This window comes from Sorangium sp. KYC3313 (genome assembly GCF_052075895.1).
Classification (GTDB): Bacteria; Myxococcota_A; Polyangia; order Polyangiales; family Polyangiaceae; genus Sorangium; species Sorangium cellulosum_B.
The window spans coordinates 8,645,830-8,672,400 of record NZ_CP197255.1 but is presented as its reverse complement, the minus strand read 5'-3'; the positions used below and the strand labels follow the sequence as shown (position 1 = coordinate 8,672,400).

At 72.2% G+C, this 26,571-nt stretch carries 20 protein-coding genes; 11 read left to right on the top strand and 9 right to left on the bottom strand.

Annotated features, from left to right (window positions below; translation table 11 throughout):
• Positions 1-184 precede the first annotated feature (184 nt).
• Complete coding sequence (locus tag ACSRUE_RS32955) at positions 185-1,480, bottom strand: M16 family metallopeptidase (RefSeq protein WP_441287059.1); 1,296 nt, start codon at positions 1,478-1,480, stop codon at positions 185-187.
• Entirely contained in the window at positions 1,477-3,228 is a 1,752-nt protein-coding gene (locus ACSRUE_RS32950) for a peptidylprolyl isomerase (protein ID WP_441287058.1), read from the bottom strand. Before ACSRUE_RS32950 ends, ACSRUE_RS32955 begins: the two co-directional genes overlap by 4 nt.
• Before the next feature lie 129 nt (positions 3,229-3,357).
• Here ACSRUE_RS32950 and ACSRUE_RS32945 point away from each other — a divergent pair, with 129 nt between their 5' ends.
• The 4 genes from ACSRUE_RS32945 (at position 3,358) to ACSRUE_RS32930 (ending at position 7,030) form a co-directional block, all read left to right on the top strand.
• Complete coding sequence (locus ACSRUE_RS32945; RefSeq protein ID WP_437768180.1) at positions 3,358-3,867, top strand: hypothetical protein; 510 nt, start codon at positions 3,358-3,360, stop codon at positions 3,865-3,867.
• 122 nt (positions 3,868-3,989) lie between these two features.
• Positions 3,990-4,373, top strand: a complete 384-nt coding sequence (locus ACSRUE_RS32940) for a PilZ domain-containing protein (RefSeq protein ID WP_441287057.1) — start codon at positions 3,990-3,992, stop codon at positions 4,371-4,373.
• Between the two features lie 127 nt (positions 4,374-4,500).
• Entirely contained in the window at positions 4,501-4,926 is a 426-nt protein-coding gene (locus ACSRUE_RS32935; RefSeq protein WP_437768178.1) for a hypothetical protein, read from the top strand.
• 10 nt (positions 4,927-4,936) lie between these two features.
• Complete coding sequence (locus ACSRUE_RS32930; protein ID WP_441287056.1) at positions 4,937-7,030, top strand: ATP-dependent DNA helicase; 2,094 nt, start codon at positions 4,937-4,939, stop codon at positions 7,028-7,030.
• 82 nt (positions 7,031-7,112) lie between these two features.
• On the opposite strand, the gene ACSRUE_RS32925 is transcribed toward ACSRUE_RS32930, so the two are convergent.
• Positions 7,113-8,774, bottom strand: a complete 1,662-nt coding sequence (locus ACSRUE_RS32925; protein ID WP_441287055.1) for a hypothetical protein — start codon at positions 8,772-8,774, stop codon at positions 7,113-7,115.
• A gap of 179 nt (positions 8,775-8,953) precedes the next feature.
• On the opposite strand from ACSRUE_RS32925, the gene ACSRUE_RS32920 reads away from it, so the two are divergent.
• From ACSRUE_RS32920 to ACSRUE_RS32900, 5 genes are all read left to right on the top strand, one after another.
• Positions 8,954-9,541, top strand: a complete 588-nt coding sequence (locus ACSRUE_RS32920) for a gluconate 2-dehydrogenase subunit 3 family protein (RefSeq protein WP_441287054.1) — start codon at positions 8,954-8,956, stop codon at positions 9,539-9,541.
• On the top strand, positions 9,538-11,175 hold the full coding sequence (locus tag ACSRUE_RS32915) for a GMC family oxidoreductase N-terminal domain-containing protein (RefSeq protein ID WP_441287053.1): 1,638 nt from the start codon (positions 9,538-9,540) through the stop codon (positions 11,173-11,175). Before ACSRUE_RS32920 ends, ACSRUE_RS32915 begins: the two co-directional genes overlap by 4 nt.
• Before the next feature lie 299 nt (positions 11,176-11,474).
• The gene (locus ACSRUE_RS32910; RefSeq protein ID WP_437768173.1) at positions 11,475-13,208 is read left to right on the top strand and encodes a sigma-54-dependent transcriptional regulator; all 1,734 of its coding nucleotides are present in this window, start codon (positions 11,475-11,477) and stop codon (positions 13,206-13,208) included.
• 392 nt (positions 13,209-13,600) lie between these two features.
• Positions 13,601-14,944 (top strand): zinc-ribbon domain-containing protein, encoded by a 1,344-nt coding sequence (locus ACSRUE_RS32905; protein WP_441287052.1) that lies wholly within the window; start codon positions 13,601-13,603, stop codon positions 14,942-14,944.
• Between the two features lie 209 nt (positions 14,945-15,153).
• Positions 15,154-18,255 carry a hypothetical protein gene (locus tag ACSRUE_RS32900; RefSeq protein ID WP_441287051.1) on the top strand — a complete coding sequence of 1,034 codons (3,102 nt, stop codon included), beginning with the start codon at positions 15,154-15,156 and terminating at the stop codon, positions 18,253-18,255.
• Positions 18,256-18,259: 4 nt separating this feature from the next.
• Here ACSRUE_RS32900 and ACSRUE_RS32895 read toward each other — a convergent pair whose 3' ends face one another.
• Complete coding sequence (locus tag ACSRUE_RS32895; RefSeq protein ID WP_441287050.1) at positions 18,260-19,834, bottom strand: hypothetical protein; 1,575 nt, start codon at positions 19,832-19,834, stop codon at positions 18,260-18,262.
• A gap of 280 nt (positions 19,835-20,114) precedes the next feature.
• Positions 20,115-20,798: a hypothetical protein gene (locus ACSRUE_RS32890; RefSeq protein WP_437768169.1), complete on the bottom strand. Its 684-nt coding sequence runs from the start codon at positions 20,796-20,798 to the stop codon at positions 20,115-20,117.
• A 675-nt stretch (positions 20,799-21,473) separates the two neighbouring features.
• Here ACSRUE_RS32890 and grxD point away from each other — a divergent pair.
• The gene (grxD, locus tag ACSRUE_RS32885; RefSeq protein ID WP_437536647.1) at positions 21,474-21,788 is read left to right on the top strand and encodes a Grx4 family monothiol glutaredoxin; all 315 of its coding nucleotides are present in this window, start codon (positions 21,474-21,476) and stop codon (positions 21,786-21,788) included.
• On the opposite strand, the gene ACSRUE_RS32880 is transcribed toward grxD, so the two are convergent.
• Both ACSRUE_RS32880 and ACSRUE_RS32875 read right to left on the bottom strand, forming a co-directional pair.
• Positions 21,785-22,546 (bottom strand): uracil-DNA glycosylase, encoded by a 762-nt coding sequence (locus ACSRUE_RS32880; RefSeq protein ID WP_441287049.1) that lies wholly within the window; start codon positions 22,544-22,546, stop codon positions 21,785-21,787. The two genes, grxD and ACSRUE_RS32880, sit on opposite strands and share 4 nt — an antisense overlap.
• Positions 22,543-23,793, bottom strand: coding sequence for an esterase/lipase family protein (locus tag ACSRUE_RS32875; protein WP_441287048.1), 1,251 nt, complete (start codon positions 23,791-23,793; stop codon positions 22,543-22,545). The genes ACSRUE_RS32880 and ACSRUE_RS32875 overlap by 4 nt, the downstream gene beginning before the upstream one ends.
• A 129-nt stretch (positions 23,794-23,922) precedes the next feature.
• Here ACSRUE_RS32875 and ACSRUE_RS32870 point away from each other — a divergent pair, with 129 nt between their 5' ends.
• Entirely contained in the window at positions 23,923-25,137 is a 1,215-nt protein-coding gene (locus ACSRUE_RS32870) for a hypothetical protein (protein ID WP_441287047.1), read from the top strand.
• A 4-nt stretch (positions 25,138-25,141) separates the two neighbouring features.
• Here ACSRUE_RS32870 and ACSRUE_RS32865 read toward each other — a convergent pair whose 3' ends face one another.
• Positions 25,142-25,744 (bottom strand): adenine phosphoribosyltransferase, encoded by a 603-nt coding sequence (locus ACSRUE_RS32865; protein WP_441287046.1) that lies wholly within the window; start codon positions 25,742-25,744, stop codon positions 25,142-25,144.
• A 41-nt stretch (positions 25,745-25,785) separates the two neighbouring features.
• Positions 25,786-26,562: a 5'/3'-nucleotidase SurE gene (gene surE / locus ACSRUE_RS32860; protein WP_441287045.1), complete on the bottom strand. Its 777-nt coding sequence runs from the start codon at positions 26,560-26,562 to the stop codon at positions 25,786-25,788.
• Positions 26,563-26,571: the final 9 nt, after the last annotated feature.

Here is a 26,571-nt window from a genome sequence, read left to right as displayed (position 1 = left end):
GGCTGACATGTGTGCCAGGGCACCCCCGGTCCGCGCGGCGGGGCAGGCCCCCGTGCAGCGGGCGGCCGTGGCCAGCCCTGCGCGCCGGGGGCGCCCGTCAACGGCCGCCTCCTTCCGGGGCTCCTTCCGCTTCTTCTGCGATCGCCGCTGTCGTGGTGCGCCGCGGCGCCTGGCTCGCGCTGGGTCAGCCGAACGCGCGGACGGCCTTCTCCAGCTTCGCCTCTTCCGAGGAGCGGAGCAGGCCCACGGCCACCACGGTGAGGCGCTCCGGCCGGAACAGCGCGCGCGCGGCGTCGCGCACGTCGGCGACGCTGACGCGGGCGAGCTCCTCGTGCCGCGCCTCCGGGGTGCGCGTGATGTCGGCGAGCGCGGCGAGCCCATGGAAGCCGGCGGTCGCCTCGGCGTCGTCGAGCATCGCCTCCACCGACCAGAGGTGGCGGTCGCGCGCCTTGGCGAGCTCGTCCTCGCGCGGGCCGACCTCGGCGAGCTCGCGGAGCAACGCGAAGATCTCCCGGACCACCACGGTCGCGCGGTCGTGCTGGACGCCCGCGGCGATGTCGACGACCCCGTCGTCCTCGTAGGCCTCGAACATCCCCGACACGTCGTAGCAGAGGCCCAGCCGATCGCAGATCCGCTCGTACAGCCGCGTCGACATGCCGTCGTCGAGGACGCGGAGCAGCATCTCCACGGCGGGCTCGCGCGGATCGCGCTCGCTCACGCCACGGAACGCGATCCGCAGATCGGTCTGGCTCGACTGGTTCTCGATGAAGCGGAACCTCGGCTTCTTCTGCCCGTTGGGCGGCGGCGCGGCGGGCACCTGCTCGCCGCGCGGCATGGCGCCGAAGTACCGCTCGACGGCCCGCGCGCACGCCTCGGGATCGAGCCGCCCCGCAAGGCAGAGCACCGCGTTCGCCGTCGTGTAGTGCCGGGCGTGGTGGGCGCGCAGCATCGGCTCGTCGAAGCGATCGAGCGCCTCGATGTCGCCCGTGATGGTGAACCCGAGCGGGTGTCGCTCGTACATGAGCGCGCGCGCGTTGTTGTCCGCGTCGATGTCGCGCCCCTCGTCGTCGAGGTCCTCGAGGATCTCCTCGCGCACGATGCCGCGCTCGACCTCGATCGCGGTGAAGCGGGGCGACGTGGTCACCTCGCCGAGCAGGGCGAGCACCGGCTCCAGGTTCGTCGGCGGCACGGAGATGCTCATCACGCCGTGGTCGACGTGGGTCGCCGCGTAGAGCGTCCCCCCGAGGCGCTCGAAGGCGAGCGCCTGCGCGTGCGCGGTCGGCAGCGTCGGCGTCCCCCGGAACACCATGTGCTCCAGGAAGTGGGAGATCCCGTTGTTCTGCTGGCTCTCGAACCGCGAGCCGACGCGCAGGTAGAGCGAGGCGACCGCCCGGTGGACGTGCGGTTGCGGGACGAGGACGACCTTGAGGCCGTTCGAGAGGACGACGTCGCGCGCGTCACGCAGCGGGAGCGACGTCATTCCCCCTCGTCTTCGAGCGGCAGCGGCGGCTCGCCGGAGCCGTCCTCGGCTGGCTTGGACTCCTTGAGGAGGTACTGGTCGTACTTCACCTCGCTGCCGATCGTCGACTTCAGCCGGCGAACGTACCCGATGAGCGCGTCGTTCTGCTTCGCGGCGCGCATGGCCGACGTGTAGAACTCGCGATCCTTGTCCCACTGCTCCTGGCTCGCAGAGGTCTTCTCCTTGAGCTGGATCACCGCATAACCGTTCGCCAGCGCCACGACGTCCTTGGGCAGGTCGCCCGGCTTGTCGAGCTGGAAGGCGATGCGCGCGGCCTCGGTGCTGTCCCTCGCGTCGGCGATGGGCGAGCCGGAGACGTTGAACGGCAGGCTCGTCTCGACGGTGGGCCGGTTCGGGTGCGTCGCGATCGTGTAAGGAGCTCGCGCCTCCCCGGCCTCGGCCTGGCCACCCTCCTTCGCGCTCGCCTTCTCCTTCTCCTTCGCATTCGCCGGCGTGAGCTGGGCCATGTACGCGGCGAGCGCGTCCTCCAGCGACTTGCCGCCCGCGGCGGCGGCGAGCACCTGCTTCGCGGCCTCGGCCGCGAGCCGCTCCGACTCGTGGGCGATGTAGAGGTCGCGCGCCGTCTCTTGCCGGCCGATCTTCTCGGCCTCGGCGTCCTTCGCGATCTGCTCGAGCTTGATCACGTGGAAGCCGTCCTCGGTCTCGATGAGGTCCGACACATCGCCCGCCTTCATCTCGAAGAGCTTGTCCTCGACAGGCTTGCTCAGGCGCCCCTTGGCCACGCATCCCAGCTCGCCGCCGCGCGCCGCGCTCGGATCGTCGCTCGCGCTGCGGGCCACGTCGGCGAAGCTCTCGCCCTTCTTGAGGCGCTGGACCGCGCCCTCGATCCGCGCCTTCGCGGCGGCCTTGCCCGCCTCCGGCCCCTGCTCGGCCTCCTCGGGCTTCACCTCGACCGCGAGGACTCGAGCGACGCGGCACTCGGGCTGATACTGCGCCTTCCGCCCCTCCCAGGCCTTGTCGAGCTCTTCTTTGTTGTTGTCGGCCCAGGCCTGGATCGCCTTCTCCGACATGTCCACGATGAGGTCGCTGTAGAAGCGCCGGTCGAAGCGCACGTAGGCGAGCGACCTCGTGGATTTCTCGCGCGAGAACTGCTCGAACGCCTCATTCTCGCCGACCCGGACCCGCGCCCGGATGAGCTCGCGCATCCGGGCGGCGATGAGCTCCTTCCGCTGGTATTCGCGGAAGTCCGTGGGGCTCATCTTCGTGATGTTCCGGATCTGCTTCTCGTACTGCTTGTTGTCGAATTTCTTCGTTTGCCGGTTGCGGACGTCCAGGTAGCGAATGAGGTCTTCCCGGAGGCTGAGGGCGTAACCGACCTGGCGGATCTTGTCTGCCGGGAGCGAGACACGCACCCTGCCAGCCACGAGCTCGTTCGTGAGCTCGTCGTCCGAGACGGTGATCCCGAGGCGCTTCGCGTCCTCGTTGAGGAGCCACCGCTCGTAGAGCCCCTCCGCCGTGAGCCGCCGGTAACCCATCGCCCGGAGGCGGTTTTCGTCGGCGCTCCGCATCGCGAGCAGGTTCTTCGACGCGTTGAAGTCGATCGAGGAGATGCAGCTGCCTCGGACCTCGACCGCACAGGTGTTCCCGGTCGACTGCACGGGGCCCGTGCTCGGGCGGAACTGGACGATGAAGACGACGGCGATCGCGATGACGATGGCGGCGCCGAAGATTTGGCTCAGTCTGTTCACGAAGGGCTCGCTCCCGGGGCGTGCGCCGCTCGCTCTTCGAGCGGCCTCCCGCCTTGGCCTGGCGCGGCATAGCACGGCGTCGACGGCGTGTCTTTACGGCGGTCGGGAGCGAGGCTAGGGGCACATGCCATGGCAAGCTCGAAGTCACACCTCCCCGATTGCGGCCTCTACCTGACGACAAAGCCGCTCCCCGGACACGAGGACAAGGTGCCTGCTGGCACCATCGTCTCCTTCCACAACCACTCGGACAACGGTCTGCCGACGGTCACGACGCCCGACCACAACGTTCACAACCGCTGGCACTTCCACGGCCCTGCCGTCGCGTTCCGGGGCACGACGTGGGCGGACTCCCTGCAGCGCCTCCCCGCCGAAGGGTTCTACACGCTTCGCAAGGAGCTCGCGTTCGACGGCGGCAACTGGCCGAAGGGCACGCTCGTGCAGCTTGGTTACACGCAGGCGGGCATGCCTATCCTGTTCATCGCCCGTGTGCGTTCGCGGCTTCAGGAGAACGACCTCTTCTTCTCCGACAAGGGCGTAGGCATCAAGCGCGAGCAGCTGTCCCTGCTCGAGCCCGTCTCCGTCTTCGAGGAGCCGAGCGACGGCTCCGGCCACCAGCCCGATCACGCCGAGGCGCACTGAGCGGCCGCCGTAAGGGGCGCATCCTCGTGCACCGCGCAGGACGCAGCTCCCGTCCATGCTGAATATCGACCGGAGCCCACATTTCTGTCCCCGGGCACGGCGTGTGCTTGTAATTTTCTTTCGTGATTCGACGCAGAACCCTCACACCCCCGTCACTCCAGATTCCACCTGAGCTCCTGGCCAACCGTCGCAGGAGCCCGCGCCGCGAGCTGAGCGAACGGGTACGCCTGGAGACCGGCGAGCGCGCCGTCGCCGGCTGGACGCTGAACGTGAGCGTCGGCGGGCTCAGGGTGGTGATAGAAAATTCACTCGATCCCGGTACCGAGCTAACGGTCTGGCTCGACGGTAGAAGCCCACGTCCAGGTAGGATAATGTGGGTCCAGGACGAGCCCGATGGATCGATCGTCGGGGTGTGTTTCCTCGATGGTCTGGAGGATCGGAAGGGCATCGACGGCCTGGGGGGCCTGGAAGGAGGCCCCTCGAGGTCGCCGCGATCGAGCTCCTGAGCCCACAGGGGCGCGCCGGCGCGCCAGAGCGCCACACGTGGTCGGCGCTGTCGGCTTGACGAGGCACCCGCAATTTTGCGATGGATGTTCCTGCTGATAGCTGGGGGTAGCCGGAAACCAGCGGAAGATGCCGACACCCGCGGAGATAAAGAAGGCCCTGCTCCAGGCCGGATTCGAGGTCTACCGCACCCGGGGCGACGCCGTGCAGGTCGCGGAGCGGGTGCGGGAGAACCTCCTCATGGACTCGGGGATCGTCGTGGGCGCCGAGCCGCTGCGGGTCGGGTTCGTCGTGCGCGCCCAGCGCAACGACTTCCCGGGGGTGGCGGACGAGCAGCTCTTCGAGCGGGCGCGCGGGATGGCCGAGCCTGCCGTGGCGCGTGGCTACACCGAGGTCGAGGCCGCCCTCCGCCACGTCCGCGACCCCGGCGACGCCGAGCGGACGCTCGATACGTGGTGCGAGGTCCACTTCGAGAAGCGCGTGGCGTCGCTCGAGCTCGCCGTCAGCGAGGTGGGGTTCGCCCTCTCGCTGGAGAAGGCTGCTCTGCCGCGCTGAGCGGTACGCGATGCCCTTCGACCGCGCCGCGAGCCTGCTCGGGCCGTCGGGCCCGTTCGCGCGCGGCCTGGACGGGTACGAGGACCGACAGGGGCAGGTGGCGATGGCGAGCGCCGTCGAGCGGGCGCTCGCGGAGGACCGCATCCTCCTCTGCGAGGCGGGCACCGGGACGGGCAAGACGCTCGCCTACCTGGTGCCCGCGATCCTGAGCGGTCGCAAGGTCGTCGTCTCGACCGCGACGAAGGCGCTCGAGGACCAGATCTACACGAAGGACCTGCCGCTCGTGGCCGAGCACCTCCGGCTGGATCCGCGCGCGGCGCTGGTGAAGGGGCTCGGCAACTACCTGTGCCTGCGGCGCTTCAGCGAGCTCCGGACCAGCCCTGGCGCGGGCGCCGGGATCGCGGGGCGCTCGCTGCCGCTGATCGAGGCGTGGGCGCAGGAGACCGAGATGGGCGACGTCGCGGAGCTCGCCCACCTCGCCGAGGGGGATCCGCTCTGGCGAGAGGTCGCGTCGTCGAGCGAGACGCGCCTCGGCGCCTCGTGCGAGTACTTCGAGAGGTGCTTCGTCACGCGGATGAAGCGCGACAGCGAGGCGGCGCGCCTCCTCGTCGTCAACCACCACCTCTTCTTCGCGGATCTCGCGCTGAAGATCGCCGGAGCGCGCCGCGGCTTCGCCGGCGCCGGCGCGCTCCCGCCGTACGACGCGGTCATCTTCGACGAGGCGCACCAGCTCGAGGACATCGCGACGGGCTTCTTCGGCGTCCGCGTCTCTCGCGCGCGGGTCGACTCGATGCTGCGCGACGCCGATCGGGCCTTCATCGCGTCGGGCCTCGCCGATCGCATCCTCGGGCGGGGCGAGGGGACGGCGATCACGGCCGTGGTGCGCGAGTCCGCGGACGCGCTCTTCGATCGGCTCGCCTCGCTGGGCGGCGCCGCCGGGAGCGGGGATCGCGGCGAAGCCCGGAGCCCGCTCGCGAGGGACGCCTGGTCCGGCGAGCTGCTCGACGCGTACCACCGCCTCGACGACCACCTCGAGGCGCTCGCGGCGTACGGGAGCGCGAACGCGATCAGCGAGGCGGTGCAGCTCGTCGGCAACCGCGCCGCGCAGCTGCGGGACGACGCGGCGCGGATCGTCGACCCCGCGACGAACCAGGTCACGTGGGTCGAGGTGCGCGGCCGCGCCGTCTCGTTCGGCGCGTCGCCGGTCGATCTCGGGGACATGCTGCGCGAGCACGTCTTCGAGCGGATCGGCGCCGTGGTGCTGACGAGCGCCACGCTGACGACGGGCGGCTCCGCCGGGGCGGGGTTCCGCTTCCTCCGCTCGCGGATGGGCCTCGACGAGGACGTGTCGGTCCCTGTCGACGAGCTCGAGGTCCCTTCGCCCTTCGACTACCCGACCGCCGCGCTGCTCTACACGCCGCGCGACCTCCCCGAGGCGACCGACGCGGCGTTCGTCGAGCGAGCCGCCGATCGCGCGGCCGAGCTCATCGGCATCACGGGCGGCGGCGCGTTCCTCCTCTGCACGTCGATCCGCGCCATGAACGCGCTCGCCGCGGCCCTCCGCGTCCGGCTCGGGCGCGCCGCGGCGGTGGCCCGGGCGGACGGCGGTGCTCCGGGGCGGCAGGCTCCGCTGCTCGTGCAGGGGGACGCGCCGAAGGGCGCGCTGCTCCGCCGCTTCCGCGCGGAGCGGCACGCGGTGCTCGTCGCGACGATGAGCTTCTGGGAAGGGGTGGACGTCCCCGGCGAGGCCCTGCGCCTCGTGATCATCGAGAAGCTCCCGTTCGCGGTGCCGACCGATCCGGTCGTCGCGGCCCGGTGCACGGCGATCGAGCAGGGCGGCGGCAACCCGTTCATCGCGTACAGCGTGCCTCAGGCCGCGATCACCTTGAAGCAGGGCTTCGGCCGGCTGATCCGCGCGCGCACCGATCGCGGCATCGTCGCGATCCTGGACCGGAGGATCCGCACGCGCGGCTACGGCCGCGTGCTGCTCGACAGCTTGCCCGACGCACGCCGGACCGACCGCATCGAGGACGTGCGCGCCTTCTGGGCGGCCCGCGCGGCCGACGCGGAAGCGGAGCGAGGAGGAGCGCCGGCGCGGACGTGAGGCGCGGAGCGAAGCGGCCGCGAGGCGGAGCGCGAGATGCGGCGCGCGCTCCGGCGATGCGCGCGCTTCGTCGGCGCGATCGTCAGGGATACGAGTCCTTCCCGTAGATGCACCAGGCGCCGCCCTTCCGGAGCGCGATGACCTGGCGGAGCCTGTAGTCCGCCTTGAACCTGGGGTCGTCGTACGAGGCGCGGGAGGAGGGCACCGTCGGGGTCTTGCAGTCGATCCCGGCGGAGATGAGCAAGAAGTAACGCGGGTTCTTCGCGAAGATCGCGTCGGTGTAGCCGGCCCCGACCTTGTGCGTGTATGCGCCCGGCAGGCGGGAGACCTCGGGGCTGAGCAGCCCGAGCATGTCCACGACCGGGAAGCCGGTGCGGTAACCGACGTAGCCGATGTCGGCGAGCGCGATGGGGCCAGGCTCCGCGTTCTTGACGAGCCACTCCGCGGAGCGCCCTGCGGCGTCGTCCCAGAAGCCCTTGTCGTTGACGAGGAGGTTCCGCTGGGCCCGCACGAGCTCGCCGGCGCGGGTCGCGATCGTGATCGCGCCGAACGCCGCGATCGCGAGCGACGCGACGCGCTCGCGGCGCGCGGCGATCGCGCGGACCGCGTCGTCGGCGAGCAGGAACGCGAACGGCTCCGCGGGCGCGAGGAACCGGAAGTAAGGCATCCAGTCGCCGCCCACCGCGACGACGTACACGCCGAACAGCAGCGCGATCGACGCGATCGCGAGGCCGCTCCGGCGCCGGTGGACGATGGATGAGGCGACCGAGAGGATCCCGAGCCACAGGAAGGCGCCGGCGTGCTGCGCGTACTTGCGGACGTAGTCGCCCCCGCCCTGGATCTGCTGCGCGAAGTCGCCCGTCTTCGCGGCGAGCGTGTTCGGGAGCCACGCGCCGTAGTAGCTGTGCCGCCACACGAGGTGCGCGGCGACCGGGAGCGCGAACGCGACCAGGCGCAGCACGCTCCGGCGCGAGAGCGCCTGCTCCGAGTGCCAGACGACGAGCAGCCCGAGGAACAGCGGCGCCTCCGGGCGGGTGAGCGCGGCGAGCGCGAACACCGCGCCGGACCAGGGGAACCAGGGGAACCAGGGGAACCAGGAGAAGACGCGCGCGGGTCGAGCGCCGCTGTCGTCGCTGGCGGCGTCTTCTTCGCGGAAGAAGAGCTCGGTCCCGGCGAGCGTGAGCAGGAGGAACAGCGGCGTCTCCAGCCCGAACACCGCGTAGCCGGAGAAGAGGACGCTCATCGCGAGCAGCCACGTCGCGAGGCAGGGCACGTTCGAGAACGGACGCAGCCGCCGGGAGAGGAGGTAGGTCGGGACGAGCGCACCTGCGGCGCACGCGGCGCCGAGCACCTTCGACGCCGCCGCCGGCGCCGCGCCGAGCTTCACCGCCGCGGCGAGGAGCACCGTCCAGAGGAAGTTCGTGTAGCCCTCGACGCGCTCGCCCACGTTGTAAACGAGCCCGTTTCCGTTCGCGAGGTTCTCCGCGTACCGGAACGAGATGTACGCGTCGTCGATCGTGAAGCTCGCGACGCGGAGCGCAGCCGCGATCGTGATCACCATCGGCGCGAGCAGCCCGAGCGTGAGCGCCAGCGAGGCGGGGAGGGGAGCGCCAGCGAGCCAGGTTCGAAGATCGCGCGCCGGTGCGCTGTGGCGCTCGGCTCCCGACAGCTCGTCGCCTTCGAGGGACTCGTCGTGCCCCACTTCCTCGCTCCTCTCCACTGCCGTCACGGGGTCGCCGCTCATCGGGTGCCGACCATACCCCGATTGTCACAGCCACAACGTCGAGCTGCGTAAATCGGGACAGGATGGTGTGCGAACACCCGGACGCAGTGCGAACGAAATTGCGCACTCTGACTGTAGGGCTACGCTGTCGAGGCAGCCACGGCGGCGGCTTCCCGTGCTGACAAGGAAGGAGTCGAGTGATGAGCGAGCTCGTTGCGCACCTGCCCGTGATCGGTCCCGTCGTTCTCCTGGCGGCGCTCGCCCTCGCCGCCGTCTTCCTCGTGCGCAGGGCGTCGGCCCCCGGTGCGCCCCCTTCCGCGCTGTCCGTGAAGGAGCGGGCCATCGTGGCGGCCTGCGCTGACGCCCTGTTCCCGGCCGGGGGCCCGATCCCGGTCTCCGGCACGGAGGCCGGGCTGGTCGAGTACGTGGACCGCTACGTCGCGCGCACACCGCGGCCTCTCCGGCCCTACCTGCGGCTGCTGTTCCACTTCGTCGAGCTCTCGCCCTGGGTCTTCGGGCCGCGCCGCGCGCGCTTCACGCGCCTCCCGCAGGCCGATCGCATCGCGGTGCTCGCGTCGATGGCGCAGAGCTGCATCTACCTCCGGCGGGTGACGTTCCTCTCGCTGCGGACGATGCTCTCGATGGGGTATCTCGCGAACGAGAAGGTCGCCGGCGCGATCGGCGTCGCCTGCTGCGCCACGCCCTTCGAGCGCCGCGCCGCCGGGAGAGCGGCGGGGGAGCCCGCCGCCGCGGCGCCCCCGTCGCTCGCGCCGGGGGTGACGGCGTGAAGCTCCCCGTCCTCCCGGAGCCGCCTCGCGCCGCGGGCCGCGAGCGGCGCTCGCTCTCCGACGCGACGCTCCGAGCGAGGGGCGCGGTGGAGCCGCTCGCGCCCGGCGAGCCGCGCTCGCAGGTGAAGGTGTTCGCCGACTACGAGGGCGAGGTGCGGGCGTCGTGCGAGGTGCTCGTCGTCGGCTCGGGTCCGGGCGGCGCGGTCGTCGCCAAGGAGCTCGCCGAGGCGGGGCGCGACGTGATCCTCGTCGAGGAGGGGCCGCCGTTCGGGGTGGAGGATTTCCGCCAGGAGGCGGGCGAGTCGCTCGCGCGCACGCTGCGCGAGGGCGGGATGCGCGCCGCCCGCGGGCGCATGCTCATCCCGACCATGCAGGCGATCGCGCTCGGGGGTGGCTCGGTCGTCAACTCGGCCATCTGCGCGCGCTCGCCCGCCTGGGTGTTCGACAAGTGGGCAGAGCGGACCGGCGCGTCCTCGCTCACCCTGGACGCGCTGCTGCCCCACTACGATCGCGTCGAGCGCCTGCTCGGCGTCTCGCCCACGCCGATGGAGGTGCAGGGCGAGCGCAACCTGCGCTTCAAGCGCGGCTGCGACGCGCTGGGGCTGTCGAGCGAGCCGACCCACCGCAACGTGCGCGGCTGCCGCGGCTCGGGCGAATGCTTCACGGGGTGTCGCAACCGCGCAAAGATGTCGACCGACGTCTCGTACGTCCCCGCCGCGATCCGGGCGGGCGCGCGCGTCTTCACCAGCGTGCGCGCCGAGCGCCTGCTGCTCTCCGGCAGGCGCGCCGCCGGGATGCGCGGGCGCACGATCGAGCCCTTCACCTGGCGCGAGGGGGCGCCCGTCGAGATACGGGCGGAGCTCGTCGTGCTCGCGGCCGGCTGCATGGCGACCCCGCTCATCCTGCTCCGCAGCGGCGCCGCCGGCTCGAGCGGCTACGTGGGCAACGAGCTGCAGCTCCACCCGGGGCTCGCCATCATGGCGGTGTTCCCGGAGCCCATCGATCCATGGGAGGGCGCGACCCAGGGCTATCACTCGCTCCACTTCATCGAGCAAGGGATCAAGCTGGAGGTCCTCTGGTCACCTCCGGCCGTGCTCGCCGCGCGGTTTCCCGGCCTCGGGCACGACTACCAGCGCCATCTCCGGACATACAACCGGATGGCGCCGTTCGACGTCATCATCGCAGCCGAGCAGTCGCGGGGGACGGTGCGTCCGAAGCGCGGCAGCTGGGACCCTGATGTGCGATTCGACTACGCGCCGCGCGACGTCGAGAAGATCCAGCGCGGTCTCGGCATCTTGTCCGACATCTGCTGGGCGGCGGGGGCCTCGTCGATACTGCCCGGGCTGCACGGCGTGCCCGACGAGCTGACGTCGCCGAAAGAAGCCGAGATCCTGAAGAGCAAACGGCTCGACGGGCGCGACACGATCACCGCGGCGAATCACGCCTTCGGTACGGCGCGGATGTCGAGGCGCCCGCGGGACGGGGTGGTCGATGAGGAGGGGCGCTGCCACGATCTGGACAATGTGTACGTCGCTGACACGAGCATCTTTCCTGGAAGTCCCGCCGTGAATCCGATGCTTACGTGCATGGCGCTGGCCGATCGCATCGCATGCGGCATCATCGAGCGCTGGTGAGGCGCGCGGCGGCGTGTCACCACAGGCGTCAGTGAGCCAGGGGCGCCACATCCGTCGGGCAGGCACGGCATGTCGCAGACGGTATGTGAGGGGGACTTTGCACCCGAGAAGGAGGCAACTCCCGAGTTGATACGAGGCCCCCGCGAGGTACAAGTTTAACGGCACGTTTCAACTCGCACGGGGCCGAGCCGTCCGTCCGCCGAGCTGGGAGGGAAGCTTTGGGACCGAACGCAGTTTCAGCTGCAATTCCGCGCGGACAAGCGCGCTCGCCGCATCGGAGCCACAGCCATCACGGCCGTGTGCTCCTCGTCGAGGACGAGCCCGACCAGGCGGCCATCCTCGAGGCGGTGCTGCGCCACGAAGGGCTCGACGTCGTCGTTGCGTCGAGCGGCGAGCAAGCGCTCGAGATCCACCAGCGGACGCCGGCTGACGTGCTCGTCACGGATCTCAACCTGCCAGGCATGACGGGGGTCGATCTGATGCGCCGGCTCTCGCCCGGCGAGCTCGAGGGGCCCGAGCCGAAGGCGCCGCCGCCCCACGTGGTCATGGTCACCGGCGCGGCGTCGATCACGAGCGCCGTCGACGCGCTCAAGCTGGGAGCGGCCGACTACCTCCAGAAGCCGCTCGATCCGGCGCGCCTCGTGCTGCTCGTGCGCGAGCTCCTCTCGTCGCCGCCGACCGAGTTCGACGACGACGATCCCCTCCATGGGCAGCTCGTGTTCGAGGGGATGATCGGCGGTTCGCCGCGGATGCGGGAGGTCTTCACCCGCATCGATCGCGTCGCCGCGACGATGGCCCCCGTGCTCATCGTCGGCGAGAGCGGCACGGGCAAGGAGCTCGTCGCGCGTGCCATCCACAACCGGAGCCGCCGCCGCGGGGGTCCGTTCGTGCCGGTCCACACGGGCGCGATCCCGCGCGAGCTCATCGGCAGCGAGCTCTTCGGCCACGAGAAGGGCTCGTTCACCGGCGCGTTCGCCGCCGCGGAGGGCAAGTTCGAGGCGGCGGCGGGCGGCACCGTCTTCCTCGACGAGGTGGGCACGATGGACGCCGCCGTGCAGGTCAGCCTCCTCCGCGTGCTCGAGACGTACCGGTTCACGCGCGTCGGCGGCCGCAAGGAGATCGAGGCCGACGTCCGCGTCGTCGCCGCCACGAACAAGGACCTGCTCGACCTCGTGGACGACTGCGTCTTCCGCGAGGACCTCTACTACCGGCTCAACGTGTTCACGGTGACGCTGCCCCCGCTGCGCGAGCGCAGGGAGGACATCCTGCCCATCGCCGAGCGCTTCCTGCTGAAGTTCGCCAAGCGCTACGGCACCCCGGCCCGCCGCCTCTCGGACGCCGCCGTCGAGCGGCTGACCGAGCACGACTGGCCGGGCAACGTCCGCGAGCTGCGCAACGTCATCGAGCAGACGGCGCTCTTCGCCTCGAACGAGCTGGTCTCGGCCAACGACGTCCAGCTCGGCCAGGGCCGGATCGAGCGGCGCTCGGGCCGGCGTTCCTATGACAGCATCCCGTCGGCGAGGGTGGCGGCGCCGGTCGTCCCTGCCGAGCCGGCCGAGCCGCTCTCGGTGCCGATCGTTCATGCCGCCGACCTGGTGGTCCCCTCCGAGCCCGTGCCGTCGCACGTCGGCGCGCAGCCTGTGCCGTCCTCCATCAGCCCAGCCTCGATGCCGCGGAGGCCTGGGGAGGCGGGCACGCACGAGGCCGAGCCGTCGCGGGACACCGGCGAAGCGGCCGAGCACCCGCTCGTGCTGCGCCTTCCGGTCGGCACGCGCCTGGCGGACGCGGAGCGCAAGCTCATCCTGCTGACCCTCGAGGCGGTGCGCGGCAACAAACAGCGCGCCGCCCGCGTGCTCGGGATCAGCCGCCGCGGCCTGTACTCGAAGCTGCAGGCGTACGGGGAGCACGTGGGGAGCCACGAGGCCCAGGGGCACAGCGAGAGCGCCGAGCCGCAAGACCCGGTCGACGAGGTGCCGGTCGTCACCGACGAGCCCGTCCTGGAAGAGCTCGGTTCCGCGCGCGGCGACGCCTGACGGAGCCTCCTTGCCGCTCTGCGCCGCGAGGCGGCGCCGCGAGCTCACACCGCCACACGGCAGCTTCGCAGTACCGCAGCAATTACGGGGCGCGCGGGCGGGTCGAGTGTGAGGCGCCTCCCAGCGCGGATGGGCTCCTGAGCCGCGCCGCCAGGGGGCTGGTCGCACTCCGGAGCCCGACCTGCGCGCTGCTGCGCCGCGCCCCGACAACGGTCCCGTCGGCGGTCCGTCCCTTTGTGCTTTACGAAGGGACGACGACCTCGGCTATCGTAAAGCGGAGCTGCGAGATCAGACGCGCGACTGGCACGTCAGAGAGCGGGCCACCGGCGCGGCATCAAGGTAAACTCTACGCGACGCCTCGCCGGCACTACACCCCAGCGGGCCAGCCCCCAATGAAGATCACCTGCCAGTCCTGTCAGTCGAAATACACCGTCTCGGACGAGAAGGTCCAAGGCAGAACCGTCAAGATCAAGTGCCGCAAATGCGGCGCGACGATCCTCGTGAACAGCTCGGGCGTGACGACCAACGGCGGGGTCGCCGATCCGGTCTCCGGCACGAGCGTTCCGAATGACGGGACGACGTACCTGGTCAACGTGGCGGACGGCGATCAGCGCTCGATGGCGCTGGCCGAGATCGTCACGAGCTACCAGTCGGGGGTGATCAACGCCGAGACGTACGTCTGGGCGGACGGCATGGCCGACTGGCAGCCGCTCGGCCAGATCGACATGATCGTCGCGGCCCTGCATGCAGGCAGCGCTCCTGCCTCCGTGGCCGCGCAGGAGGCGGCGCCGGTGCCGTCGACGTCCGTGCCCAGCGGGGGAGCGGCCCTCGGGCAGACCTCCCCGGGCGTCGAGTCGGTCGCGGCGGCCCCTCCTCGAGCAGCGGCGGTGCGTCGCGATCCGGCGCGTCCGACGCAGGATCTCTTCGGCGCGAGCCCGGGCGTCGAGGCGCACCGGCCCAGCTCCGACGACGTGGCCACGAGCGCTCCGCTCTTCAAGAGCGGCGCCGCGCCTGGCCAGCGCGACGAGAACTCGATGCTGTTCTCGCTGAGCGCCCTCACGGCGAAGGCCGCCGCTCCGGCCCCGGCGCGGGCGGCCGTCAGCGCTTCGGACGACTCCGGCCTCATCGACCTGAAGGCCCTCGCGTCGGGCGCTGGCGTCCGAGCGCCGTCGCCCGTCGCGAGCATCGTCGCCAACGATGGCGGCCTGTTCCAGCTCAGCGCGCCGATCGTGACCACGGCGCGAGCGCCGTCGGTCGCGCCGCCGAACGTCGGCGAGGCCCCTTCCAAGAACCGCGCCCCGTTGATCATCGCCGCGGGCATCGCGATCGCGGGCATCGCGATCGCAGGTGTCTTCTTCCTGATGAAGGGCGGCGGCAGCGCGCCGGTTCCCACCGCGGTCGAGACCGCGCCGACCACGGCCGCCGCGCCGGCGACGCCGGCGCCCCTCGACACGGCGCCGGCGCCCGAGCCCACCGCGTCGGCCACGGCGTCGGCGTCCGCGACGGCAGAGCCGGTCGCGAGCGCCGCGCCGAGCGCCGCGCCGACGGCAGCAGGGGCCCGTCCGAGCACGAAGCCCTCGACGCGACCGAGCACCGGTGGCAGCACCGCAGGCAAGCAGGCGCCTGCTGCGGCCGCCCCGGCGCCGGCCGCTCCAGCCCCCGCGAAGCGCGGCGGCTGCGGGTGCGCGGTCGGCGATCTGATGTGCGCGATGCAGTGCTCCGCAAAGGGCAAGTGAACGCGCGTCGGCCGTCGTCCGATCGGTGAGCGGAGATCCTCACCGCCGGAGCCGCGCGTGCAGCGGCTGCTCCGGCGGTGGGCGTGCGATGCGCGACCGGCGTGAGCCAGCCGCTGCAGACACGCACGGCGCGAGCCGCGGCTGAACCTTGGCGTGGGCGCCCGCAAGGACGGTGCGGCGCCTGGATCGCCGCGCTAGCATCGTCCGTCATGAGTGAGCCCGACGGGCGGCTGCGCGCGCCGGTTCTTCGGCGGATGCCGGGCGCGGCGCGGCGCTCCGCGATGGCGCTGCTCCTTTGCGCGAGCGCGGCAGGGTGCGGTGGACAGGCGGCGATGGCGCCCTCCGGAGGACCGGCGTCGAGCGATCGCAGCGCTTCCGGGCAAGCGTCTCGCCCGGCTCCGGGCGGGCGATCCTCGCAGGGGGCGCTCGTGACCATGGTCACTCCATCGCGGCTGCTCCCGGATCTCGTCGGAGAGCGCGGCGTGGTGGCCAGCGAGGCGGGGGCCAGGCGGGTGCTCATCGATCGCATGCGCGTCATCGCGCACGACGATGGGTCGCTCGAGCGCGCCGCCGACCTGTTGCCGTCAGGTCAGGTCACCTCGCTCAAGCTGCCGACGCGCCTGGGCGGCGGGTACCTGTTCCACGCCTCGAACCGCGGCAGCGCGCAGCTCTGGCGGGCCCAGGCGTGGCTCGCCCCGCTCGAGCCGCTCGTCCAGCTGCCGTCGGAGGCGAACGAGATCCTCGCGGGGTTCGATCGCCTCTACGCGCGGCTCTCGCACAGCCACCGGCTCCTCGCGATCGACGCGCAGACGGGCGCGGCGATGCCGCTCGGCCCGCTCCCACCGGCGAGCACGTACGGCCAGATCGCGTTCGCTGACGGATGGCGCGCCCTGGTCGAGGCCGATCTGCGCGGCCTGCTCGTCACGTTCGACGCCGGGGCCACCTGGCGTGAGGTCGAGATCGACGCGCGGCCGACCTCTGTCGCCGTCGTCGGCGGCGATCCTGCCGTCATGACCGCGAGCGGGCTCTACGCCGTCGATGCGCGCGGCGGCGTGACGTACCGCACGCTGGAGGCCTCCGACGACGTGCAGGAGCCGCCGGCGCGCGCCCAGGGGCCTCTCGGGAGGCGCCCGCTCCGCGCCGCGGTCGAGGACGGGTGGCCCGACTCGAGCACGACGGCGGTGGTGGCTCGGGGCGGCGCCCTGGCGCGCGTCTCGCTGCGCGACGGGGCGGTCATCGACGTCGCGCCCGACGCCTATCCGGAGCGAGAGGCGGCCTGCCATGCGATCCGCGCGGGGGCGTCGTTCGGGTTCGTGTGCGGCGAGCGCGAGGGGCCGACGACCCTGTACGCTTTCCAGCCGCCGCTCGGCATGCGCCGGCTGATGCGCTTCGACGAGCCCCGCTTCGTGGTCGCGAGCGGCAACGGCGCGCTGGTGATCCGCGGCTCCTGCAGCGAGGACAGCGCGGTGCGCGCCGGGCGTGCGTACTGCGTCGTCGCCGCCGACGGGCGCGCCCGCGAGATCCACGTCCGCGCGCCCGCGCGAGACGTCGGCATCGAGCGCGTCGTCGCGCTGTCCGACGGCCGCATCGCCGTCCTCTCGCCGCCTCGCCTGGACGCGTCGGGGCAGCTCACGCTGCTCAAGGGGAGCGACGTGACGACCGTCCCGCTGATCCTCCCGCCCAAGCCGCGCAGCACCGCGCGCGATCTGCAGCGCGGCATGTGGATCGAAGGGTTCGAGGAGCGCGAGCCCGGCGTCATCGGCGGCTGGGTGGAGGCAGGCGGCCCGATCGTGGGCGTTCGGATCGACGCGAAGAGCGGGAAGGTGACCGCGGGGGCGCCGCGCCAGGACGGCACGGGCGCGCTGCTGTCTGGGCGGTTCGCGTTCTCCCTCGGAGAAGGCGAGCGCGCCGCCGAGTCGACGGACGGCGGCATGACCTGGCGCTCGCTCGATCTGCCGGAGCGGGACGACGGCACCTCGGTGTCGAGGACGCGCGCGTGCGGCCCCGTCGGCTGCGTCTTCAGGGGCTGGATCCGGGTCGGCTGGGGCAAGACGGCGCTGCCGGACGATCTCGCCGAGGCGAAGCCGCCGCCGGTGCTCCAGACGCCGCTCCGCGCGGGGAGCCCGATCGCGATGCGCTGCGAGGCCCTCGGCTCCTCGACGCCACCGCTGCCGGACAAGCCTCTCGCCGCGCCTTCTGCGCGCGCCGAGCGAGCGCGCCCGGCCTCGTCGGTCACGCGCTCGGCGTCGACGGAGACACCGACGTCGCCGTGGGCTCCTTTCCGCAACACGCCGCCGCCCAAGCGCGGGGCCGACGAGATCGGCCTCGACAACGGGGCTCCGTACGACATCGTGACGATGCGCGCCTACGCATGGGGCAAGCGAGGCGCAGACTGGGCGCGCGCCGGGCGCTGGCTCCTCCGCTTCGACGATCGCTTCGACCCGGATGGCGGGGTGCGTTCCAGCGGCGTGAGCGCGTCGCCTTGGTCGGATGAGGCGTCGGCCGCCGAGGCGCTCGGGGTGGTGGCTCAGGGGGCGGCGTCCTGGGGCGCGTACCTCGATCCTGGCGGACGGGCCGCGCTGACCCACGTGTGTCGGGGCGCCGGATGCAGCCTGTTCGCAGCCTCTGAAGGGCTGCCGATCCTTCCGTTGCGCGACAGCGCAGGCCGCGCCGGCCATTTCCTCCGGCCGTTTCCGAGCGGCGCCGTGCGGCTCGGCGAGACGTGGTTCTTCGTGACGCCCGGCGGCTCGTATGACGTCGTGGCGCTGTGGCGCGCCGACCTCGGGATCGCGCGGCAGCTGGCGACCTACTATCGCCCTGGCCGCACGGGCTACGGCGTGGATCCTCCGCGCCTGGTCCGGCGTGCGCTGGGCGGCGGCGTCGGCCTGCTCATCTCGGCGGCTCCCGACCCTGGAGTGCGCGCCGGCTCCTGGCACGTGCTCCCGATCGATCGCGAGACCGGCGCGCTCGGCGAGGCCGTACCGCTCGGCCGCAAGGACCTCGCGGATACACGGATCGAGCGCTGCGCGCCGGGTCAGGATGGCTGGCTCCTCGACACGAGCCTGGAGGGCTCGTCGAGCTTCGATGTCGGCGGAGGCTCTCCCTCCGTCGACGGCGCCGAGTTCCGGCTTCGCCTGGATCCAGGCAGCGCGTGCGTCGAGGCGATGGCGGTGAGGCTGCAGGGCGCCTTCTCGAAGGCACCCGAGAAGCAGAGCGACGTTGGCGCCAGCGCGATCCCGCTCGCCGCGACCGAGCGCGCAACGGGCCGGAGGTGGCGGTTGCGCTGCGAGCCGAAGGACGCCGCCAGATGATCCGCTAGTGGGTGACGGCCTCCGGCGAAACGGCGTTCACCCGTCCCTCGACGCCGACCTCGTCGCCTTCTCCGTAGCGGATGGTCCCGAGCCAGTCGGCCGTCCATGCGATCGGCGCGGCGGAGCTGTCGAGCTGCGCAGGGCCTGAAGCGTTCACGACGATCTCGCCGACCATCCCGGCCGTCTCCGATGCCTCGGTGCCAGCGCGCCACAGGAGCTTGAGCCCGCCAGCGCACAGCATCGCCATGCAGTCGCCTGTGCAGTCGGAGTAGCCGCCGAGCAGCTCGCCGAGCGTTTGGCACTCAGCGGCAGCGGCGAGCGCCGCGGGGACGGACTCCGCGTCCGTCTCCGCTGCGACCCCGAGCCCGGTCACTCCGCCGATGGTTCGGGTCGGTGACCACGTCAGCGTCCCCGCGAGCCGGAGCACGTCGCCGGGATCCGCCGTCCACGACATGAAATGTGCTGGTGGTACACCCGCGTTGTCAGAGGTCACGCTGCCGAGCCAGCTCGCCTCGAAGAGCGCGCGTCCCTGCATGTCTGCCACGCCGCTCAGCTGGCCGTCGAGCGCGAGCGGCGTCCCCGCGAGCCCGGTACGCGCCCATCCACGACACATGTCGCGCAGGGGGAGCGGGAGCGCGGCGAGGTGCGCCTGTGCTGCAGCGTCCCAGTCACGCTCGATCCGCTGCGCGGCAAACGCGGGCGCCTGGTCCGGCGGCGCCGCACGCTGCATGGCGTCGAGCAGGGATGCGGCTTCCGCGCCGGCAGGCAAGGATGCGTCGAGCAGCTGCTCGGTCGCTGCTTCGAGCATCGCGGTCAGCCCCTCCGCCGTCACGAGGGTCAGCTTCGTGTCGAGGCGCGTCGCCGCCATATCGATCGGCAGGTCCTTGATCGGGACCCGGACGTCGCGCGCGGAGCCGGCCTGCAGCTCTCGTTCGCTCACGCAACCCCACATGATCCGACCGCTGTGCAGAGCGACGGTAAGGCTCGGCCCCACAGGCGCGCCCTCGACGACCACCGGTTCGTCTGGATCGCCGTGCGCCACGAGCGCGCCCACGGGGGCTTCGGGCGCAGCGGCTGCGATCTCCTCGCAGGTGGCCTCCGCGACGACGCTCGCCGTCCAGTCCTTCGCGACGCGCGTCCCCTCGTAGACCGGGATGACGCGGAGCGTGCCGAAGCCCTCCGCGCTCACCGAAACACCGAGCTCCGCGGACGGCCCGCCCTTCGTCGCGGCACGGAGCCGAAACGTGCTTCCCAGGGTCGACGCATGGAGCTGAACCGAGGCCCTGCCATTTTCGTCCGTGACGGCCGTCGTGCGGTCGACCCATGCACCTGCAGCTTCGCCGAGGAGGGTGAAGCTCACCTCGTAGGGCGCCGGCGGTCGTCCCATGACCCAGACCGTCCGCAGCTCCCCTGGCACGAGCTGCAGCGTCCCGTCCTCCTCGAACGCCAAGACGGCGGGGTGAGCGGCGTCCCCGGGCAACCCGGGGCTTTCCGCCGACTCATCGGCCATACGAAAAGAGCAGGACGCCAGTCCGACGATGGCGATCCAGGGAGCCGAGTACTTCCAAGGCAAGCTCACCCTTGGAGTGTACCTTGCATCTCCCCCGGCGAACAGTGGAGGGGCAAACGTACGACGGCATTCCGGGTGAGCCCGGTCCGTCGGCCACCGACGCTGCCGAGCAGAGCTCGGGGTGAGCGGGGTCACACAGGAGCGTCGTCGCGGGCTGTGCCGCGAGGCGGTGGTGCCAGGGCCGCGTGGCGGCAGCGGACGATCGCAGGACAGCGGACGTCCCGAGGCGCGCGCGGTGGCGCCGCGCCTCGATGCGTGAGGCAGACGGCGCCGGCCCGCAGGGACGCGGCTACTTCACGTAGATCTGGGCGACGGCGAGGCCGCTGCCCCGGACCGTCATGATGGCCTTCGCGGGGCCGCCCACGGGGAGCGGATTCTTGAAGCAAGAGCCTTTGCCACCGAGCGTGGCGTTCGGCCCCGTCGTGTTGTCCTGGGAGAGCACCACGGGCGGCAGCATCGGCGCGGGCTGCGCGACGATCTGCAGGTTGAGCTCCTGGACGCCGAGGCCGACGCCGATCACCGAGTAACACTTGCCCGGCTGGATATTGAACGGCTGCTCGAGCGTCTGGCCGTCCTGGAACTGCCCGGCGAACGCGCCGCCCTCCGGCTGCATGCCCTGGACCTCGGAGGCCGCCATGGCGGTGAGGATCGGGGTCGCTGCGCTGACCGCGGCAGGCGCGATCGGGGTCGCCTGGCCGGTGCTCGTGCCCGTCGCGGTCGGCGTCGTCTGCGTCGGGGCGGGGGTCGTGGTGGCCGGCGGCGGGTACTGGCCCGGCTGGGTGGGTTGGCCGTACTGGCCCGGCTGGGTGGGCTGACCGTACTGTCCGGGCGGGTATTGTCCGGGGGGGTACTGGGTTGACGCCCCGTACTGGTTCTGCATCTGCGACGGGTTGTTCGGCTCCGGGTCGCTGCCGCCGCAGGCGAGGGGCGCGAGGCCGAGCAGGGCCGCGGGGATGAGGACGTGCAAGCGCATACGAGGCTCCTTCAGGGTTGTGCGGGTGAGGCCGCGACAGTGGGACGCTCGCCGCACCCGCGGCGGCTCACCGCCGCGTCACGGTCGGTAAGACGGCCGAGGTGGGGGCGTGTTCTACAACGACTTGGCGGCGCGAGGCCAGACGCTGCGGTGCAGATGGCGCGAGGCGCGTCCAGCGAGCGGAACGCGGCGTCGCCGCGGCCTGCGGTCACAGGCCCTGGAGCACGTTGTCGACCACCAGCGTTCGACGTCTCCGTGTTCGCGGGCGGGCGCGCGGTGTCGATCGCCCGCCGTGTCCCCGCATCGCCGCGGCCGTCGAGCCCCCGATGGATGCGCTGAGCCTGGCCGGCGCTGCCTACCGCCCCCAATTCCCTCGCGAAGACGCACCAAGCCGTCGGCGCACCCGCCCGAGGATACATACACCGGTCCCCGCAGCCCTCCATGGGACCCCTGCGGCGCTCCAGCCCAGTTGACGCGGGCGGAGGGCGACACCAGAAACCCCGTTCACAACCGCGCGCGGGGCGGGGCGGTCCGTGGTCCGCTTGGCGAGCCCAGCGCGGTCCCGTCGCGAGCCCCGCCGGCACGCCACGGCGTGCGGCCCGGCAGCCGCGCGCCGCTTCTGTGTAGATTGAACAATGGGCGATCCCGCTCGCGGCGGGAGATCAGGAACGAGCCATGAGCGACATCCACCAGGCGATCAAGGATACCGTCGAGAGCAACCGCGTCGTCCTCTTCATGAAGGGCACCAAGACCTTCCCGCAATGCGGGTTCTCGGCGCGTGCCGTCGACATCCTGAAAAAGTGCGGCGTGGACTTCAAGGACGTCAACGTGCTGTCCGATCCCTCGCTGCGCCAAGGGATCAAGGACTACTCGCAGTGGCCGACGATCCCGCAGGTCTACGTGGACGGGAAGTTCATCGGCGGCTCCGACATCCTGACGGAGATGTTCCAGTCGGGCGATCTGCAGAAGCTCCTGTCGAAGCAGGACTAACGTCCAGATCGCTCGGGGGCGCGAAGCCCCGCCGCGCTGGCGGCGCGGCGCAGGACCTCGTCGAACATGTCGCCGGTGAGCCGCCCCGTCTGGGTGTTCTGCTGGCTGACGTGGTAGCTGCCGAAGAGCAGCGCCGCCCCGGCGCCGCCGCGCGGATCGGGGATCGCCGCCTCGACGCCGTGCGCGAACGGTGGGAGGCGTGGGTGAGCTTCCGCGCGATCCCCCGCGGACGCGCCGCGCGAGCGGGCGAGCGCGGCGACGGCGTCATAGCCGATCTTGCCGAGCGCGAGGTAGACGCGCGCCCGATGCAGCGCCGCGAGCTCTCGGTCGATCCACCCGCGGCACGCCGCGAGCTCGGCGATCGTGGGCTTGTTGTCCGGGGGAGCGCAATGGCAGGGGGCGGTGATGAACACGCCCCGGAGCGAGAGCCCATCGTCGCGCGCGGTGCTCGTCGGCTGCGAGGCGAGCCCCGCTCGATAGAGCGCCGCGTAGAGGAAGTCACCCGACCGATCGCCCGTGAACATGCGGCCGGTGCGGTTCCCGCCGTGCGCCGCCGGGGCGAGCCCGACGATCACGAGCGGCGCGTCCGGATCGCCGAAGCTCGGCACAGGGCGGCCCCAGTACGTCTGGTCCCGGTAAGCGCGCCGCTTCTCTCGCGCGACGTCCTCGCGCCACGCCACGAGCCGCGGGCAGCGCCGGCACTCGACGAGCTCCGCCGTGATCCGATCGAGCGCGCGCGCCGCGCCGCCGCGGCTCACGCGGCGGGCTCGCCGCCCGAGCTCGTCGAGGCGCCGCTCTGCCCCACGTCCACGCCGCGCTCCGATGCACGCGCCTCCGCGAGCGGGCGCGGCGGCGCCGCCGCGCGCTCTGTCAGGCCGCCCTGCTCGCCGGCCACCATCCCGGTCACGATGCGGTCGAGCACCGCGTCGAAGCGCAGGCGGTTGAAGCGGGCTCCGCTCGCCAGCCAGTCGATGTGCCCGCCCTTGCCCGGAAAATGGCCGACGATGTCCAGGTGGTCGGCCTTGCCGGCCCAGATGAGCTCCCCCCAGACCTGCGAGGCCAGCGGGACCACGCCGTCGTTGGCGTCCAGCGGCGGCAGCTCCCCGAGCACGCGCGCGAGCTTCTGCTCGATCGAGCCGTCATGGGAGCGACAAGGGTAGTGCTCGTTCAGGCGGGCGGTGATGTTCGACAGCGCGGTGAAGATGGCGGCCGACATCGCTCCCCACGGCGACCGGAGCGCCGATACCCAGTCGCGGACGGCGTTGCGCGGCGCGTACGTCGCGACGCTCTGGTACCGCAAGCCCGCGCGGTCCTCGAGGCCGGCGTGGAGCAGATCCATCGCCTCGGGCATGAGCTGGACGATGGCGCCCTGGTCGTCGCGCAAGAGCTTCAGCCAGGCGCGCAGCTCGCGGCTCGAGGCGTCGTCGAGCACGCGGATGAAGCTCTCGACCGCGCGATCGATGAGCTCGATCTCGAAGAAGCCGAGCTGCGCCCGGCCGAACGCGGCGACCAGCGCCGACGCGGCCGCGAGCGGCGGCGCGCCGAGCTTGAGGCCGGCCACCGTCAGCGCGGTGACGGCGTAGAGCAGGCGCTGGCCGCTCACCGTGGCGAAGAAGGCGGCGAGCGGGGTGCCGAAATGCGGCGTGTTGATGGTGGTGACGGACCGCAGCCGGCTCGTCCAGCCGAGCCGGCGGTGAGCGTTCCCGGGGAGCCGCGCCGTCGGCGAAGCGACCAGGCGAGCGTCCAGGCCTCCGGTCGAGTGGCCTACGATGTGGATGGGGCCGTCGTCGTCCCCGGCGCTCTCGTCCACGAGGCGGGCGAGCTTCGCCGCCCGACGGAGGATGGAGGCGGTCGGGTGGACCTCGCAGACGTGGATCTCGACGATGCGGCCGCGATCGCGGAACCGCTCCTCGATCGCGCGGATGAAGTGCTCGAAATACTCGAGGGAGGCGAGGGTCGCGAAGCCGAACATGCCCGGCGACAGGTAGACGCGCGTCTTCTGCACGCGCGGGAATGTGCCATGTCCGCCGGCCCTCGGCGGCATTTCCATCGCCGCTCGCGCCTGCGACCGTGACGGCCGGGCGGCGTGAAGAAGCGGCGGCATGCCGGCGGCAAATCCGGCTACCCTGCGAGCGTGGACGACCCCAGCGCGCGGGAGATCGAGGCGGCTGTACAGGAGGCCCTGGGCCTGTTTGGAACATCGGGCTCGGTGAGCGTGCAGGGACGCCAGATCGCGCTGCGTGGGCGCGGCGCTCCCGTGGCCATCGATCTGGAGCAGCTGGTCGAGCAATGGCCGCTTCTGCCACAAGAGCTGCGCACGCGTAAGGCGTCCGACCTCGCGCGGCGGCTCGCTCTGGCGCACCGCGCGGTGAGCTCGCTCGCGCCGCCTGCGCCGGCCGCCCGGGGCCGGCCAGCGCGGCACCTCGTGATCCCCGTCGGCGTGCTCGCGCTGGTGGTCGTCGGCGCGCTCTTCGCGTCGCGCATGCTCCGATCGCGGGAGGCCCCGGCCGCCTCGCCCACAGAGCCGGAGACGACCGCCGGCCAGGATGCGGCGCGGAACGCGCGCACCTGCGAGGCCGCGCGCAAGCGGATCTACGCCGGTGCTTCCATGGGGCCCTTCGAGCTCGCGGGCTGGGTCGCCGAGCTCTGGCTGGCGATGCCGCGCGGCGCCGCTGCAGCGGAGGTCGCCGCCGGCGCAGGGGAACCGGCCGCTCTGACCGCCGAGTCCGTGGGGCTCGGCGCGCTCATCGCGCAGGGCAAGCTGACGTCGGGCGCCGACGCCGAGCTCGCCGCGATCACCGACGGGGTCGTGGAGATCGTCCCCGGGTTCGACGCGGAGGAGGCGAAGCGCTCTCCGTCGTGGCGCGCGATCACCGCGCGTTTCTCCGGCGGATACGCGCGGGCATACTTCGATCCCGCGCACCGGGCGCGCTTCGTCGCGCTCGGCGACCGCATGGCCGACGCGGCCGCCGCGGCGCTGGGCGCCCTGTACGCGCGCTGCGCGCACCTGCCCTACCACGACGCCGGCGCCTGGTTCCGCGGCTCGGATCCGGCCGCGGCGGCGACGGCGCTCGTCTATACGTCCGGCCTCTTCGCCGAGATGTCGGCGGTCGATCGAGGGGCGCTCGCCGCGCTGCCAGGGGTGGGGCCGATCGACGCCTTGCGCGGCGCGGGCGCCTCGCTCGATGCGGCGAGCCTGGGTAAGCTGGTGGGCGCGCACGGCGGGGGCATCACCAAGGGCGGGACAGGCGCGGTCGTCATCACGTTCCCCGTCGGCGGGCCGACCCGGGCGACGACCGCGAGCCGCACCGTCGCGCGCAAGCTGCAGGTCGGCGTGGGCCAGGAGTGAACGCTCACTCGCCCGCGGCGAAGTGCACGATCGAGAAGACCGGCGCCGCGTCGCCGGCGCGCTCCGCGAGGAGCGCACGACCGCCGAGGAAATCGAGCTCGACGACGAAGGCGAAGCCGGCGACCTCGCCGCCCTGCTTGCGCGCGAGCTCGGCCGCGGCCGCGGCCGTGCCGCCGGTCGCGAGCAGGTCGTCCACGATGAGGACCCTGGCCCCCGGCCTGATCGAGCCCTTGTGCATCTCGAGCTCTGCCTTGCCGTATTCGAGCGCGTACGCCACGCGATCGGTCGCGGCCGGGAGCTTGCCTGGCTTGCGCACGGGCACGAAGCTGGCGTTGAGCCGGGCCGACAGCGCGCCGCCGAAGATGAAGCCCCGGGACTCGACGCCGACCACGACGTCGACGTGCTCGCCGACGAAGCGCTGGGCGAGGAGATCCAGCGTGATGTGGAGCGCCCGCGGATCCGCGAGGAGCGGCGTGATGTCCTTGAAGAGGATGCCGGGCTTCGGAAAATCCGGGACGTTCCGGAGGTGCGCCTTGAGATAACGGAGCGCGTGCTCGGAGGGCAGGGCGTCGTGATTGAACATGACGCCGAGCGTAGGCGAGCGCATTCGAGCCGGAAAGCGCTCCACGCGTCGCGACGCGAGCTACGTCAGGCGACGTGGCCGTCGTTGAGCTCCGCGGCGAGGAGGCCTGCGATGCCCTCGTGCTGCGCGGCGAAGAGGTCGAGGGTCAGCGGGGTGACGCTGACGGCCCCTGCGTCGTAGGCCTCGGTGTCCGAGCCGGGGACGAGGTCGTGGCGTACGCCCGCGCCGCCGATCCAGAGGTACTCGTGCCCGCGCGGATCCCGGCGAAAGATCACCTCTTCGGTGTACAAGCGCGCGCCCATGCGCGTGGCCCGCACGGGCCAGCTGCTGCCCGCAGGGATGTTGACATTGAGCAGCGGCGCTGGCCGGCGTCCCTGCTGCCCGGCGGCGCGGTGGAGGGCGAGGGCGAGCTCGACGCCGAGCGCCGCTGCGGCCGGGAGCGACGCGCCTGCATCGGCGGAGAGCGCGATCGAGGGGACGCCGCGGAGCGCTCCTTCGCGCGCGGCGGCCACGGTGCCCGAGTAGAAAATGTCGGCGCCCAGGTTGAGCCCGTGGTTCATGCCCGACACGACCAGATCGGGGCGCCGCGGCAGCACGCGCGTGCCGGCGTGAAGGGCGACGTAGATGCAGTCGGCGGGCGTCCCGTCGACCGCGAACACGCCGGGCGCAGCCTCCAGCAGCCGGAGGACGCGGTGCAGGCTCAGGGAGTGGCTCGTCGCGCTCTGGTTGACCGCGGGGGCGCACACCACCACGTCGGCGTGCCGGGCGAGCTCGTCCCGCACCGCGGTCAGACCCGGCGCGGAGTAGCCGTCATCGTTGGAGAGGAGGATCAGAGGGCGCATGCGTTCGTT